General features: G+C 54.6%; 11 protein-coding genes. 7 read left to right on the top strand and 4 right to left on the bottom strand.

Annotation, left to right across the window (positions count from 1 at the left end; translation table 11 throughout):
• Positions 1-29: 29 nt before the first annotated feature.
• Together ACRQV7_RS01535 and ACRQV7_RS01540 are read right to left on the bottom strand one after the other, a co-directional pair.
• Positions 30-1,124: a dipeptide epimerase gene (locus ACRQV7_RS01535; RefSeq protein WP_444659158.1), complete on the bottom strand. Its 1,095-nt coding sequence runs from the start codon at positions 1,122-1,124 to the stop codon at positions 30-32.
• Between the two features lie 199 nt (positions 1,125-1,323).
• Positions 1,324-2,091: a serine hydrolase gene (locus ACRQV7_RS01540; protein WP_444659159.1), complete on the bottom strand. Its 768-nt coding sequence runs from the start codon at positions 2,089-2,091 to the stop codon at positions 1,324-1,326.
• Between the two features lie 382 nt (positions 2,092-2,473).
• Between ACRQV7_RS01540 and ACRQV7_RS01545 the strand changes: the two genes are divergently transcribed.
• From ACRQV7_RS01545 to ACRQV7_RS01575, 7 genes are all read left to right on the top strand, one after another.
• Entirely contained in the window at positions 2,474-3,559 is a 1,086-nt protein-coding gene (locus ACRQV7_RS01545) for a galactose ABC transporter substrate-binding protein (protein ID WP_444659160.1), read from the top strand.
• 113 nt (positions 3,560-3,672) lie between these two features.
• The gene (locus ACRQV7_RS01550) at positions 3,673-5,172 is read left to right on the top strand and encodes a sugar ABC transporter ATP-binding protein (RefSeq protein ID WP_444659161.1); all 1,500 of its coding nucleotides are present in this window, start codon (positions 3,673-3,675) and stop codon (positions 5,170-5,172) included.
• 209 nt (positions 5,173-5,381) lie between these two features.
• A complete protein-coding gene (mglC, locus tag ACRQV7_RS01555) occupies positions 5,382-6,422 on the top strand; it encodes a galactose/methyl galactoside ABC transporter permease MglC (protein WP_444660186.1) in 1,041 nt (346 codons plus the stop codon).
• Between the two features lie 148 nt (positions 6,423-6,570).
• Entirely contained in the window at positions 6,571-8,175 is a 1,605-nt protein-coding gene (locus ACRQV7_RS01560) for a response regulator (RefSeq protein WP_444659162.1), read from the top strand.
• 53 nt (positions 8,176-8,228) lie between these two features.
• On the top strand, positions 8,229-10,049 hold the full coding sequence (locus tag ACRQV7_RS01565) for a sensor histidine kinase (RefSeq protein WP_444659163.1): 1,821 nt from the start codon (positions 8,229-8,231) through the stop codon (positions 10,047-10,049).
• Positions 10,046-11,020 carry a substrate-binding domain-containing protein gene (locus ACRQV7_RS01570; protein WP_444659164.1) on the top strand — a complete coding sequence of 325 codons (975 nt, stop codon included), beginning with the start codon at positions 10,046-10,048 and terminating at the stop codon, positions 11,018-11,020. Before ACRQV7_RS01565 ends, ACRQV7_RS01570 begins: the two co-directional genes overlap by 4 nt.
• 12 nt (positions 11,021-11,032) lie before the next feature.
• Positions 11,033-12,082: a galactose ABC transporter substrate-binding protein gene (locus ACRQV7_RS01575; RefSeq protein WP_444659165.1), complete on the top strand. Its 1,050-nt coding sequence runs from the start codon at positions 11,033-11,035 to the stop codon at positions 12,080-12,082.
• Positions 12,083-12,360: 278 nt separating this feature from the next.
• Here ACRQV7_RS01575 and galE read toward each other — a convergent pair whose 3' ends face one another.
• Together galE and galT are read right to left on the bottom strand one after the other, a co-directional pair.
• Entirely contained in the window at positions 12,361-13,356 is a 996-nt protein-coding gene (galE, locus tag ACRQV7_RS01580; protein WP_444659166.1) for a UDP-glucose 4-epimerase GalE, read from the bottom strand.
• On the bottom strand, positions 13,353-14,324 hold the full coding sequence (galT, locus tag ACRQV7_RS01585) for a galactose-1-phosphate uridylyltransferase (protein ID WP_275717741.1): 972 nt from the start codon (positions 14,322-14,324) through the stop codon (positions 13,353-13,355). Before galT ends, galE begins: the two co-directional genes overlap by 4 nt.
• Positions 14,325-14,344: the final 20 nt, after the last annotated feature.

Below are 14,344 nucleotides of genomic sequence, written 5' to 3' on the forward strand. Positions count from 1 at the left end.
CCTGTTATGATAAAAGGGCGGCGGGTGTCTTATTTACCGTCCTCTTTGAATGCGGGAACGGATTGAATCCCAATGCCGGGAAGGTCGTTCATGACGATCCGGTTTTCCAGAAAGTCGGGGCCGCCCTCAAACGGGTCGGTTTTGCACAGGGACGGGCCGTCCAGGTCGGCGCGGGTGATAATGCCCTTCGCCGCGGCAAGGTGCGCCGCCGCGCTGACAGCCAGCTTGCTTTCCAGCATGCAGCCGATCATGCACTCCACGCCGTAGGTCTCCGCGATTGCGCAGATTTTCAGAGCGCCGTAAATGCCCCCGGTTTTCATCAGCTTGATATTGATCAGGTCCGCCGCGCCCGTGCGGATGATTTCCACCGCGTCCTCGGCGGAAAACACGCTTTCGTCCGCCAGAATAGGGGTGGAAACGGCCTGCGTCACGGCGCGCATTCCGTTGAGGTCGTGCGCCTTCACCGGCTGCTCGCACAGCTCGATGTCCAGCCCGCGGTCCTCCATCGCGGTCAGGATGCGGACGGCTTCCTTGGCGGTCCAGCCCTGGTTCGCGTCCACGCGGATTTTCACGTCTTTGCCCACCGCTTCGCGGATGGCGGCGATGCGCTCGATATCCTTTACGCCTTCCTTGCCGACCTTCGTCTTTAAAATCCGGTAGCCGCGCTTCACCGCGGCTACGCTGTCGCGCACCATCTCGCCGATCGGGTTGACGCTGATGGTCAGATCGGTCTCCAGCTCTTTGCGGTACCCGCCCAGAAGCCGGTAGAGCGGCGCTTTGTAGCGTTTTCCGTACAGGTCGTAAAGCGCCATGTCCACGCAGGCCTTGGCGCTGGTGTTCTTCTGGATGCAGGAGTGCAGCTTCTCCATGATTCCATCCATATTTTCGATTTCCATGCCCAGAATGGCCGGGCGGATAAAATCGCGGACGGCGCAGACGACGGAGCCCTTCGTGTCGCCGGTAATCACCGCGGTGGGCGGCGCTTCGCCGTATCCGACTTCCCCGGTATCGGCGGTAATTCTGACCACGATGTCCTCCACGTTTTCCACTGTGCGAAGAGCGGTTTTGAAGGGAGTTGCCAGCGGGATAAAAATCTCGCCGATCTCTATTTCCTTTATTTTCAAGAAAGGGCCTCCTCCGGCATTCCATATTTATTCTGAATAATGCAATTTCTCAATTATGAAAATTCATACACCGGTAATTATATCACTGTAAGGCATTTTTGTAAAGGTGAGAAAGGGGAAAAATGACGCCTGTAACGGGAGGAAATTCATTACAGCTTTGTTATCACATCCGCCCGAAAACCCGTTTCCGGCCTGAAAATCAGCATTCCGGCTGCAGGTCGTACAGCAGCTTGGTGATGTCCTGAATTGCCCTTTCAAAGAGCGGAACGTCCGTTTCGTTCGAGCAGAAGCACGCCACAAAGGGCTGGGGCGCGAACACGATTCCGACGTCGTGGGTAATGCCGCCGTCCTCGCCGGTCTTGTGCGCAATTTTGACTTTTCCCTTGAAATGAAACGGCATTTTCCCATTTAAACGCTGGTTTGTCAATATAGAAATCATTTCCTGAGAGGCCCTCGGCGAAATCAGCTCCCCGCGGAACATCTTCTCGAGCAAAAGGCCGATTTCCTTTGCGCAGATCCTGTTTTCCCTGCCCGCCGCGGATGCTTCGGCGTCAAAAAGCAGGCGGTTGACGGTGGTGACGTTCAGGCCGAGGCCCCGCATGCGCCGGTTGATGTTTTCCATGCCGAATTTTTTGATCAGCAGGTTGGTGGCGGTGTTGTCGCTCAGAATGATCATTAAGGTATACAGGTCCTCCAGCGTCACTTCCAAGCCGGTGTGCATGTAGTTCAGCGCGCCGCAGGAGGGCAGCTTGTCTTCCTCCCGAATCCGGTAAAGCTCGTTTTTGTCGGCCGCGCCGGCTTCCAGCCGCGCGAAAACCTCCGCCAGCACGGGGATTTTGATGACGCTCGCGGCGATCATCGGCTCTTCGGAGCGAACCTCCCATTCCACGCCGGTCGTCAGATTTTTATAATAGAATCCGGTTTTGCCCGGGATCCCGTTCAGAATTTCAAGGATCTGTCCGTTCATGTTTTCCGCTTCCCAACCCGTATTTTTTCCTCCCTATTATAGCTGTTTTCTCCGCCCGGCACAACAAAAATTTCGTCGGGAGGTATGCTTGGGCCGCGGAAAGGAGACGTGTTCCTGTTCAGGTCACAAAAACCGTCGCTTTCTTTGAATTTTCTTCCAGTTTTTATAAAAAATAACCAATATATTTTAGGGAATCGCCTGCGGTTTGGAGAAATCTGTGAAGAAATTTAATAGAAGAGAAAAGAAAATCATATGGATTTTTTCGGTTACAGCAGTTATACTATCCAATAGAACGATGCAAACGTCTTGAAATTTGTGCAATAGCACAAGAAATAAAGACTTTGCGAACAGAACAATCAAAAAGAAAGTAGGGGATTTTTCAATGAAGAAAATTGTTGCATTGATTCTGGCCACATTGATGATGGCCTCAGCAGCAGCAGGCTGCGCAAATGCACCGGCGGAAAGCAAAGCGGCGGAGAGCAAAGCAGCGGAGAGCGCGGCGGAAAGCAAAGCGGATGCGTCCGATGTGAACGTCGGCGTCTGCATCTACAAATTCGACGATACTTTCATGACGGGCGTCCGCAATAATATGACGGCGCAGGCCGAAACAACGGGTGCGACGCTGGACATCGTGGATTCCCAGAACAAACAGCCGACCCAGAACGAGCAGGTCGACACCTTTATCACCAAGGGCGTTACGGCGCTCGCCGTCAACCCGGTTGACCGCACCGCGGCCGCCCCGCTGGTAGAGAAAGCAAAAGCGGCAAGCCTTCCGATCGTGTTCCTGAATCGTGAGCCGGAAGCGGACGTCATGAAGAGCTACGACAAGGTTTGGTACGTAGGCGCAAAGGCGGAGCAGTCCGGCACAATGTCCGGCGAACTGATCGCCGATTACTTCAAGGCGAACAAAGACGCCGACAAGAACGGCGACGGCAAAGTCCAGTATGTGATGCTGCAGGGCGAGCCGGGCCATCAGGACGCCACGCTGCGCACACAGTATTCCGTACAGGCGATTAAAGACGCGGGTTTCGAGCCGGTAAAACTGGCTGCCGATACCGCAATGTGGGATAAAGTAAAAGCAACCGATCTGATGAACACCTTCATTTCCTCCCAGGGTCTTGACAAAATCGAAGCCGTTCTCGCCAACAACGACGACATGGCTCTCGGCGCAATCGAAGCTCTGAAAGCACAGGGCTACAATAAGGGCGACAAATCCAAGTATATTCCGGTCGTCGGTGTTGACGCTACCGCTCCCGCACTGGAAGCAATGGCGGACGGCTCTCTGCTCGGCACCGTGCTGAACGACGGCGAGAACCAGGGCAAAGCGACCGTGAACATCGCAGTCGCAGCCGCTCAGGGCAAAGAGATCAACAAAGAAACAGCCGGCTACGAAGTAACGGACGGCAAATATGTATGGATTCCTTATGTTAAGGTAACGGCTGAGAACTACAAAGATTTCCAGAAATAATTTCAACTAATTCTCGGCTGAATTAGTAGTTTCAGGGGTTACTGCTCAACGGGGAATGACGAAGCGGACGCTTTGCGTTCCCCGTTGATTTTAGCAAAAAGGAGGAATGGTGTATGGGCGAATATGTGTTGGAGATGAAGAACATTACCAAAGTGTTTCCCGGCGTAAAGGCGCTGGACAATGTCAGTCTGAACGTGCGGCCAGGCAGCGTGCACGCGCTGATGGGCGAAAACGGTGCCGGGAAGTCCACCCTGATGAAATGCCTTTTCGGAATCTACCAGGAAGACGACGGAGAGATCGTTTTGGACGGAAAAAGGGAAAATATTACAAGCTCAAAGCAGGCGCTCGATCTGGGCGTATCCATGATTCACCAGGAGCTGCACCCCATTCGTTTCCGGCCGGTTATGGAAAACATCTGGCTGGGGCGTTTCCCGATGAGAGGGATTGCGGTTGACCGCAGGGCCATGATCCGCAAAACCAGGGATCTTTTTAAGGAGATTGACCTGGACGTCAATCCGGAGGTACTCGCCGGCAGCCTTTCTGCTTCCAACCTGCAGCTGGTTGAGATTGCGAAAGCTGTCAGCTACAATTCGAAGATAATTATCATGGATGAACCGACATCATCTTTGACGGATAATGAAACGGAACATCTTTTTAAGATTATACGTCAGCTGAAGGACAAGGGCTGCGCCATCATTTACATATCGCATAAGATGGAGGAAATCCTGAAAATCGCGGACGAGGTCACCATTATGCGTGACGGACAGGGTGTCGGCACATGGCCCTCCAGCGAGCTGACCACCGACCTGATCATCAGCCGGATGGTCGGCCGGGATATGACAAACCGCTTTCCCCCCAGAACCCATACCCCGGGATCCGAGGTCGTATTCAAGGTCAGCGATCTGTGTTCCCCTCTTCCCAAATCGTTCCAGCATGTCAGCTTTGAGCTGCACAGGGGCGAAATCCTCGGAATCGGCGGTCTGGTCGGCGCGCAGCGCACCGAGCTGGTGGAGGCGCTGTTCGGGCTGAGAGCCATTGAATCCGGTACGGTGGAAAAGGACGGCCAGGGATTCAAAGTAAAATCCGTGGCGGACGCGAAAAAACACGGAATCGCACTTTTAACGGAGGAACGCCGCGCAACGGGCGTGTTTGGAATCCTTTCCGTTCTGGACAATACGGTCATCGCCAGCCAGAAGGATTACGCGAAAAGCGGCGTGCTCCAGCAGGGCCGGCGGCAGAAAGCGGCGAAGGAAGCCAACCAGCAGCTGAACGTCAAGACCCCCACGCTGGAAACCCTGATGCAGAACCTGTCGGGCGGCAATCAGCAAAAGGTTCTGATCGCGCGCTGGCTGCTCACGCATCCGGATATCCTGATTCTGGACGAACCGACCCGCGGGATCGACGTCGGCGCAAAATATGAAATCTATACGATTATGCTGGATTTGATCCGGCAGGGAAAATCAATCATCATGATTTCTTCCGAGATGCCCGAGCTGTTGGGCATGTCTGACAGGGTTATGGTCATGTGCGAAGGCAGGGTTTCAGGAATGCTGAACCGTGACGAAGCCAATCAGATCGAGGTTATGCGCCTGGCGACAAAATTCGTCCAGTAGTGTTAAAATTGAAAGTGAGGTTGCGTATGATGCAAGGAGAGAAAGTCATCCCCCGGCAAAAATTTGCCATCATTTACATAGTTGTCGGCCTTGTGGTTGCGGCTATCGGCGCCGTCCTGAAGCTTGCGGTCTATAACAAGAAAATGTATGATATGCCTCTGATCCTGATCGGCATCGGCGTCATCCTGTGTATTTACGCGGGAATGCAGATGCTCAGCTCAGAGCGTCTGGGAGAGGTCGTGCTTTCGGGAAAAGCGGCAAAGACCTTCCTGACAAACAACGCGATTATCCTCGCGCTGCTGGCGCTGGTGGTCGTCATCATCTTTATTGAGCCCCGTTTCATGCAGATCAAGGTTCTGCTCGATATCATGACGCAGTCGTCCACAAGGCTGATTATCGCCCTGGGCATCTGCTTTACCCTGCTGATTGCAGGTACCGACCTTTCCGCGGGCCGTATGGTCGGGCTTGCGGCGGTTATTTCCACATCGATGATGCAGACGGAAACCTATGCGAACCGTTTTTACCCCAATCTTCCGCAGCTCCCGGTGATTGTTTCCATTGTTGCGGCTGTGGCGGCGTGCCTGCTGTTCGGCGTTTTAAACGGCTATCTGGTCGCCCGGTTCGACATGCATCCGTTTATCGCGACCCTGGCCGTACAGGTTATCATTTACGGCGCGTGTTCCCTGTACTTCGATTTGCCCCCGAACAATTCCCAGCCGATCGGCGGCATCCGTCCGGATTTTGCGGCGCTTGGCCAGACAAAGCTGTTCAAATCCTTTTTCGGCGGGTTCTCCGTGCTGATTCCGATTGCGCTTTTGACCACCTGTATTATCTGGTTCGTACTCAATAAAACGGTGTTCGGCAAAAATGTCTATGCCATCGGCGGCAACCGCGAGGCGGCCATCGTTTCGGGCGTCAACGTATTTGCCACCATCATGTGTATCTTTATTCTTGCCAGCGGCCTTTACGGCGTTGGCGGCGTACTGGAAGCGGCGAGAACCGCGGGAGCTACGAATAACTACGGCAACGGCTATGAGCTGGACGCCATCGCGGCCTGTGTGGTCGGCGGCGTTTCGCTCAACGGCGGTGTCGGCAAGATCCGCGGGATTGTAACCGGTGTCTTGATCTTTACCGTTATTCAGTATGGCCTTCAGTTCATCAACGTAAGCCCGATGTGGCAGCAGATTATCAAGGGCATTATTATTGCCGTCGCTGTCGCAATCGATCTTTCCAAGTACAGAAAGAAATGATTTCTCCGTTTTTACGTCTCATACTATTCCCGCGAACGGCCCGTGCAGAAAAACTGCGCGGGCCGTTCGCGCTCAGTTATCGATTGCACATCCGGCAAAAAAATGGTACAATAATCACAGTTGCAGTACCGATTGGAGTGAAAATTTTATGGCACTTTACCGTGTTCTTCTTGTGGATGACGAAGAAGAAATACGAGAAGGCATTATTCGTAAGATAGATTGGGCCCGCTTGGGGTACACCATTGTCGGCGACGCGGAAAACGGCCTGGAAGCCCTGGAGAAAGCGGAGCATCTTCACCCGGACGTCGTCATGACGGACATTAAAATGCCGTTTATGGACGGGCTTGAGCTGGGGGAACGCCTGCGGGTGGTCCTGCCGTCGGCAAAGCTGATCATCTTTTCCGGGTTCGACGATTTCGAATACGCCCAGAAGGCGATCAAGATCAATGTGGCGGAATACGTCCTCAAACCGATCAATTCCAATGAGCTGGCGGAAACGCTGAAAAAGCTGAAGCAGCAGCTTGACCGGGAGTTCGCGGAAAAGCGCGACGTGGAAACGCTGCGCAGAAATTATATGGACAGCCTCCCCGTCATGCGGGAGCAGTTTTTGGTCGGCCTGATCGAGGGCCGGATTTCCGAGGAGCGGCTGCGCGCGCAGGTACCGCTTCTGCAGATCGACCTGACGGCGGCCGACCAGTGGGCGGTTGCGCTTGTCCGGGCGGATTCCGCGCCGAAGGCCGACGCGGCCCTTCACGGGGAGGAGGAGCTGATCCCGATCTCCCTGAAATGCACCGTGGATGAAATTCTGGGGAATTACTGTGGATTTACGGGCTTTCTTTACTCCGACTGCGTTGCGGTCATTGCGGAGCTGAAGCCGGAAAGCGGCATCGATTCCCTGATTAACGGAATGAACCAGGTGTGCAAGTCCGCTGAGCGGGTTCTCGGCGTGAAGGTCATGGCCGGGGTGGGCACGGTGTGTTCCACTTTGACGGAAATCCGCCATTCCTACCGGGAAGCGCAGAACGCGCTGGACTACAGCGCGGCCATGGGCTCCGGAAAGGCCATTTATATTGCGGATGTCGAGCCGGAAACCTCCGTCCGGCTCCAGTTCGACGAGCACGACGAGCGGGAAATCACCAACGCGATCAAGATGGGCTCCGAGCAGGAAATCGCCGACCGGATCAACACGCTTTTCACGCGCTTTGAAACGCTGCTGCTTCCGCTCAGCCAGTATCAGATCTATGTCATGGAGATGATGACCTCCCTGCTGAAGGTCATGCACGCGTACGAACTGAGCACGGAAGAAATTTTCGGCGTGGATTTCAATTACGTCAACACCATCGCGTCCCTGCATTCGCCGGCTGAGATGAAGCAGTGGTGCACGGATTCCTGTACCAAAATCAGCACGCTGATCAAGCGCGAGCGCGTGGATTCCACCAAGCTGCTTGCGCAGAACGCAAAGCAGTATATCGCGGGGCATTATCAGAACAGCGATCTTTCCGTGGAAAGCCTCTGCTCGTTTCTGCACGTCAGCCCCGCCTACTTTTCGACGGTCTTTAAGCGGGAGACCGGCATGAGCTTTGTCGCTTATCTGACGGAGGTGCGCCTGCAGGAGGCGGTCAACCTTCTGAATACCACCGGAGACAAAACTTATGTCATTGCGGGCAAGGTGGGTTATACCGAGCCGAACTATTTCAGCTATGTCTTTAAAAAGAAATTTGGTGTGTCGCCATCAAAATACAGAAGCAACTGAAGCGTAGGCGAAATGCCGCGCCGTTTTACGGCGGCGGGCCTGGAGTTGATACGATGCGGAAAAAAGCAAGGGACTTTATCGATAAAATAACCCAGCTACTGCAGAAAAAAAGCCTGCAGTTTACTATTTCCATCACTTTTACCGCTGTTTCGGTGGTGGGGATGCTGATTGTCGGCGGTTCCCTCTCCATGCGTTTTATCAGCTCCAGCGAAGAAATGGTCTCGGACGACAGCACGCGTATGGTCGACCAGGTCAACCTGAATCTGGACAACTATCTGCGCAACATGATGCGCATTTCCGACTCCATGTATTACCGCGTGATCAAAAATGCCGATCTGGCTACGGACAATATCAGCAACGATATGAGCCTGCTCTATGAGACAAACCGGGACCTGCTCATCAGCATCGGCGTGTTCTCCAATTCCGGCGAGGTCATTGCCGCCGAGCCGCTGACGCAGCTGAAGCCCTCCGCCAACGTGAGCGGGGAAAACTGGTTTAAAAACGCCGCGCGCAAGATTGAAAACTGCCATTTTTCCACGCCGCATGTGCAGAACCTGTTTGTGGACCCGGACAACAAGTACCGGTGGGTCGTTTCGCTCAGCCGTTCGGTGGAGCTGACCAGCGCCGGTTCGATCACCCATGGCGTTCTGCTGGTCGACATGAACTTCAGCGGGATCGAACAGATCTGCAAAAATGTCGATCTGGGCGAATCGGGCTATATCTATCTGATTGACGGGAACGGGGAGATCATCTACCACCCCCGCCAGCAGCTGATCTATTCCAATCTGATTCATGAAAACAACTACGCCGCCGCCAGGTACGACGACGGAAACCATAACGAAACCTTTGAGGGGCAGCAGCGGCTGGTCACGGTCAAAACCGCGGGGTATACCGGCTGGAAAATCATTGCCGTCACCCCCACCCAGGACATTACCTCCAATTATCAGCAGTTCCGGCTCTTTACGCTGTTCTTTATCTTCTTTGCGATCTTTCTGATGATCTTCGTCAACATGTTCCTGTCGTCCCGCATCGCCAACCCGCTCAAGGAACTGGAGCTTTCCGTCAAGGAGCTTGACCGGGGAAATCTGAGCGGGGTGGATATTTCCGTCTCCGGCTCCTACGAGGTGCAGCATCTGGGCAAGACGATCCGCTCCATGGTCGATCAGATGCGCCGGCTGATGGACGACATTGTGGCAGAGCAGGAGTCCAAGCGAAGGAGCGAGCTGGACGCGCTGCAGTCCCAGATCAATCCCCACTTCCTTTACAATACGCTGGATTCCATCATCTGGATGATTGAAAACGAGCGGTACGACGGCGCGGTCACCATGGTAACCGCGCTGGCAAGGCTTTTCCGTATCAGCCTTTCCAAGGGGAAGAACATTATCACCGTGTCGGACGAGCTGGAACACGTGCGCAACTACCTGACCATTCAGAAAATGCGGTATAAAAACAAATTCAGCTACGAGATTTCAGCCGAGCCGGAAACGCTGAAATGCGCCACCATCAAGCTGATCGTCCAGCCTCTGGTGGAAAACGCCATCTATCACGGCATGGAGTTTATGAGCGGTGACGGCGAAATCCGCATTAAAGCTTACCGGGAGGGAAATGATCTCTATATCGATATCATCGACAACGGCCTCGGCATGCCGCAGGAACAGGCGGACGCGCTGCTGACGCAGGAAACCACAAAGGTGCGCGGGAAGGGTTCGGGCATCGGGCTGAAAAACGTGAAGGAACGCATTCAGCTCTATTTCGGCAGCGAATACGGGCTCGCCATTTACAGCGAACCGGACGAGGGAACCACCGCCAGAATCCATCTGCCGCTGAAAACGATGGAGGAAGCCGAAGAAAACGAAGGGGGCGGGAGCAAATGACCAGAAACAAAATAAAGGTGTTTATCCTGATTCTGCTCGCGTTTGCGGGTTCCTTTCTGATTTTGAACCGGGATCGGTTTTTTGAAAAGAAAAGCAGCGACCCTTACGAGATATCCGTCATCTGGCACAGCAAAAGCACGGAGAGCAGCACCACCATCAAGCAGGGGATCGATCAGGCGGCAAGGGATTTTAACGCGGAGGTCAGCTTTATCACCCTGTCGGGGGAAAACAACGCGGGGGAACAGATTTCCCTGCTCCAGCGCGAAATCAAGAACGGTGCGGACGCCATTGTGATCGCTCCCGTCAATTCCACGGATCTGAAGGAGCCGATTGAAAAGGCCCAGAAAGGCATTCCGGTGGTCGCCATGCAGTCCACGGTGACGACCATCAAGGATCTGCCCACCATTTCGTGCGACAATCAGAAGCTGGGCAGCGCTCTGGCGGAGGCGATCCTGAAAAACGGGGGCGGACACGGCCGTATCGCCATTCTGCGCAACAGCATGGACTCCAGCAATATCCAGCAGCGCTACCTCGGCGTGCTGCAGACGCTCAAATCCTCCAAAGACAATATGGAATACTGGGAAATCCCCAACGATTCCCAGGAAGCGTACGATACGGTCAAAGGAATGCTGCAGACCAGCAGCGCCGATACACTGGTCGCGCTGGACGCGTCCGCGCTGGAAGCAGCCGCGAAAGTGGAAAAGGACCTTCTGAAGACGGGGAGCGCCCAGGTGCAGATTTACGGGATAGGCCGGACGAATACAGTGGTCTCCCTTCTGGAGGAAAAGATTATCAATTCCCTCGGGGTGGAAAACGAGTACAATTTAGGGTACATCAGCATCCGTACGGCGGTGGAAAAAATCAGCAACAAGCAGGCGGCCGGTCAGGCCGGCATTAATTTCGCGATCGTGAATCACGAGAATATGTATAATTCCGACAACCAAAGGCTGCTTTTTCCGTTTGTAAGATGATGGGGGAGAAATATGAAAAGCTTTATCAGAATCATGGTTTTTACGCTGGCGGCCGCGCTGCTGCTTCCTCTGGCCGCCTGTGATTCGGGCAGGGGCGGGGGAAAGGTGGAAACGGTGAAAATCGGGATTTCCCTTTACCGCAAGGACGACACTTTTGTTGCGAGCCTTTGCACCTGCCTGGAAAGGGTGGCGAAGCAGAAGGAGACCGAGTCGGGAAAGAAAATCGTGGTCAATATGGTGGACGGACAGTCCAGCCAGGCGCTGCAGAACGATCAGGTGGACAGCTTTATTTCCCAGAATTACGACGTGATCTGTGTCAATATGGTCGACCGTACCGCGGCTGCGGTGATCGTGGACAAGGCAAAGGCCGCCAACATCCCGGTGATCTTTTTCAACAGGGAGCCGGTGGAAGAGGATATCCGCCTGTGGGAGCGGGCGTATTACGTGGGAGCGGACGCGGCCCAGTCCGGGCGGCTGCAGGGAGAAATCATTGCGGAAGCCTTTCAGAAAGACCGCGCCGGGATCGATAAAAACGGCGACGGGAAGATTCAGTATGTCATGCTGGAGGGCGAGCAGGGGCATCAGGACGCGCTTTTGAGAACCGAATATTCCATCAAGGCCGTTACCGGCGCGGGAATTCAGGTGGAGAAGCTGGCGAACGACACCGCCAACTGGCAGCGCGCGCAGGGGTCGGCGAAAATGACCCAGTGGCTCGCGAAATTCGGCGACCGGATCGAAGTCGTTTTCTGCAACAACGACGATATGGCGCTCGGCGCGATCGACACGGTCAGGGACAGCAAATCGAAGGTGCACCCTGTGATCGTGGGGGTTGACGCGACGGAAAGCGGCCTGAACGCCATTAAGGACGGCAGCATGTTCGGCACAGTCTTCAACGACGCGCAGGGGCAGGCCAAGGCGATCTTCGACCTGTCCTACGCCCTGGCCACCGGGGAAAGCCCGTCCGTGAAGCTGGATATCCAGAACGAGCATTATATCCGTATCCCCTACCGCGCGGTAACGGTGAGCAACGCCGACGAAATTCTGAGCATTCTGAAGGAGTAGGACCTGCCGGTCAGGAAGCGGACCATGCGGTCGGCACGCGCCTACGGCGATGCTCTCAGGCAGTTACGCGTGATTGACTCCCTCCGGGCGCGCCGGGCGCGCCACCTCCCTCTGAGAGGGAGGCAGGGGTATGGCTGAAAATTTTCCGCGATCCGGACGAACCGATTTTCGGCTCCCTCTATGAGGGAGCTGGCAGGCGCAGCCTGACTGAGGGAGTTTCATAAAAAAACAGCGCCGAAGAGCGGTTACCCCCTCCGGCGCTGTTCAGAATTCTGTGATTATTTGTTTTTAATAAAGTTCCAGCTGTCACGGCACATCTCGTCAAGGCCGTATTCAGCCTTCCAGCCAAGCTCGTTTTTCGCTTTGGAGACGTCTGCGTAGCACTCGGCGATATCTCCCGCTCTGCGCGGGGCAATTTTATAAGCGACCTTTTTGCCGCTTGCCCTTTCAAACGCGTGGACCACGTCGAGTACGCTGCTGCCCTTGCCGGTGCCGAGGTTGTAAGCCTGCGCCCCGTCGATCTGCGGCAGCTTCTCCAGCGCCTTCAGATGTCCGACGGCAAGGTCGCAGACGTGGATGTAGTCGCGCACGCCGGTGCCGTCCGGCGTCGGGTAGTCGTCGCCGTAAACGCTCAGGCAGGGAAGCTGGCCGACCGCCACCTTCATGATGTATGGCATCAGGTTGTTCGGGATTCCGTTCGGGTTTTCGCCGATCAGGCCGCTTTGGTGCGCGCCGATCGGGTTGAAGTAGCGCAGAAGCGCGACCTTCCAGTTCTGCTCCGCCGCGCAGAGATCCCTCAGCATGGTTTCGATCATCAGCTTGGTCGTGCCGTAGGGGTTGGTGGTGGAAAGCGGCATATCCTCCTTGAACGGCGCGGTGTTGTTCATACCGTATACCGTGGCGGAAGAGCTGAACACCAGATGATAAACCCCGTACCGCTTCATCAGGCGGAGCAGGTTGATGGTGCCCACCAGATTGTTGTGGTAATATTCCAGCGGCTTGCCGACCGATTCGCCGACCGCCTTGAGTCCGGCAAAATGGATGACCGCGTCTATTTTGTTTTCCTGAAAGATTTTTTCAAACCCGTCATAGTCGAGCATGTCGCATTCGTAGATGGGAAAGGTCTTGCTGGTAAGCTTTTCCACGATCTTTAAAACGTCGGGGGAGGAGTTGCAGTAATTATCCATTACCACGATTTCATATCCGCTGTTTAAAAGCTCAATGCAGGTGTGGGAACCGATGTACCCTGCGCCGCCGGTAACCAATACTCTCATTTTTGATTCTCCTTATAACGTTTGTATGCCTCGCGGAGCTCCTGTGCGGTCTCCTCGGGGCAGGTCGGGTTGCAGCAGGCCCAGGCGCCTGTTTCGCTGGAGGCGTTGAATTTCTGCTTTTCCGCGCTCCTCATCGGCGGGAAGAACTCAATGTGGAAATGGAAGTCCTTTGAATAATCGCCCATGTTGACGGGAGCGTTGTGCATACACATCATATACGGGAACCGGTAATGGAACAGGGCGTCCAGCATCCCGACGGTGTCGCGGATGGTCAGGCCGAGGGACGCTTTTTCTTCTTCGGTAAAATTCGTCATATATTCCGTATGACGGTTCGATATAATGTATACGCCGTAGGGATACTCGCTGTAGAACGGAAGGAAAACCGTAAAATGCTCGTTGTGGAAAATGATCCGCCGGTCCTCTTTCCGCTCGTTTTTGAGCATGTCGCAGAACAGACACTCGTGCCTTTCTTCATAATACTCTTTTGCCGCGTTGGTTTCAAGTTCCAGCTTTTTTGGCAGGAACGGGTAGCCGTAAATCTGGCCGTGGGGATGCGGCATGGTTACGCCCACCACTTCCCCGCGGTTTTCAAACGGGAACACATATTTGATTTTTTCGTCGGCGCGCAGCGCGTTGAAGCGCTCGCACCACAAATCCACCAGCTTCTTCATATGGCTGTCGGAAAGCTCCGGCAGGGTTGCCGTATGGTTGGGAGAGTATAAGATCACTTCGCATTTGCCGTAGCTTGGCCGGACTTTAAAGAAACCGGTCGCAACGTCGTCCGGCTCCGGCGGGTTCTGCGAAAGAGCGGGGAAATCGTTGTCGTATTTCATTACTTCGTAGTCCGGCACATTGCCGAAGCTCGGGCAGAACGGGCAGTAATCCCTGGGCATCTGCGGGCGGCCCTGCCTGTTGGAAGCGATCATAATCCAGTCCTTGATCAAAGGATGCCATCTTAACTCAGCCATGAAAAAGTCCTCCTGAAATT

This window comes from Caproiciproducens lactatisolvens (assembly GCF_052443335.1).
Taxonomy (GTDB): domain Bacteria; phylum Bacillota; class Clostridia; order Oscillospirales; family Acutalibacteraceae; genus Caproiciproducens.

Coding starts and splice junctions, on each gene's coding strand:
- ACRQV7_RS01540 (WP_444659159.1), bottom strand. CDS start 2,091: ATGAACGGACAGATCCTTGAAATTCTGAACGGGATCCCGGGCAAAACC.
- ACRQV7_RS01545 (WP_444659160.1), top strand. CDS start 2,474: ATGAAGAAAATTGTTGCATTGATTCTGGCCACATTGATGATGGCCTCA.
- ACRQV7_RS01550 (WP_444659161.1), top strand. CDS start 3,673: ATGGGCGAATATGTGTTGGAGATGAAGAACATTACCAAAGTGTTTCCC.
- mglC (WP_444660186.1), top strand. CDS start 5,382: ATGCTCAGCTCAGAGCGTCTGGGAGAGGTCGTGCTTTCGGGAAAAGCG.
- ACRQV7_RS01560 (WP_444659162.1), top strand. CDS start 6,571: ATGGCACTTTACCGTGTTCTTCTTGTGGATGACGAAGAAGAAATACGA.
- ACRQV7_RS01565 (WP_444659163.1), top strand. CDS start 8,229: ATGCGGAAAAAAGCAAGGGACTTTATCGATAAAATAACCCAGCTACTG.
- ACRQV7_RS01570 (WP_444659164.1), top strand. CDS start 10,046: ATGACCAGAAACAAAATAAAGGTGTTTATCCTGATTCTGCTCGCGTTT.
- ACRQV7_RS01575 (WP_444659165.1), top strand. CDS start 11,033: ATGAAAAGCTTTATCAGAATCATGGTTTTTACGCTGGCGGCCGCGCTG.
- galE (WP_444659166.1), bottom strand. CDS start 13,356: ATGAGAGTATTGGTTACCGGCGGCGCAGGGTACATCGGTTCCCACACC.
- galT (WP_275717741.1), bottom strand. CDS start 14,324: ATGGCTGAGTTAAGATGGCATCCTTTGATCAAGGACTGGATTATGATC.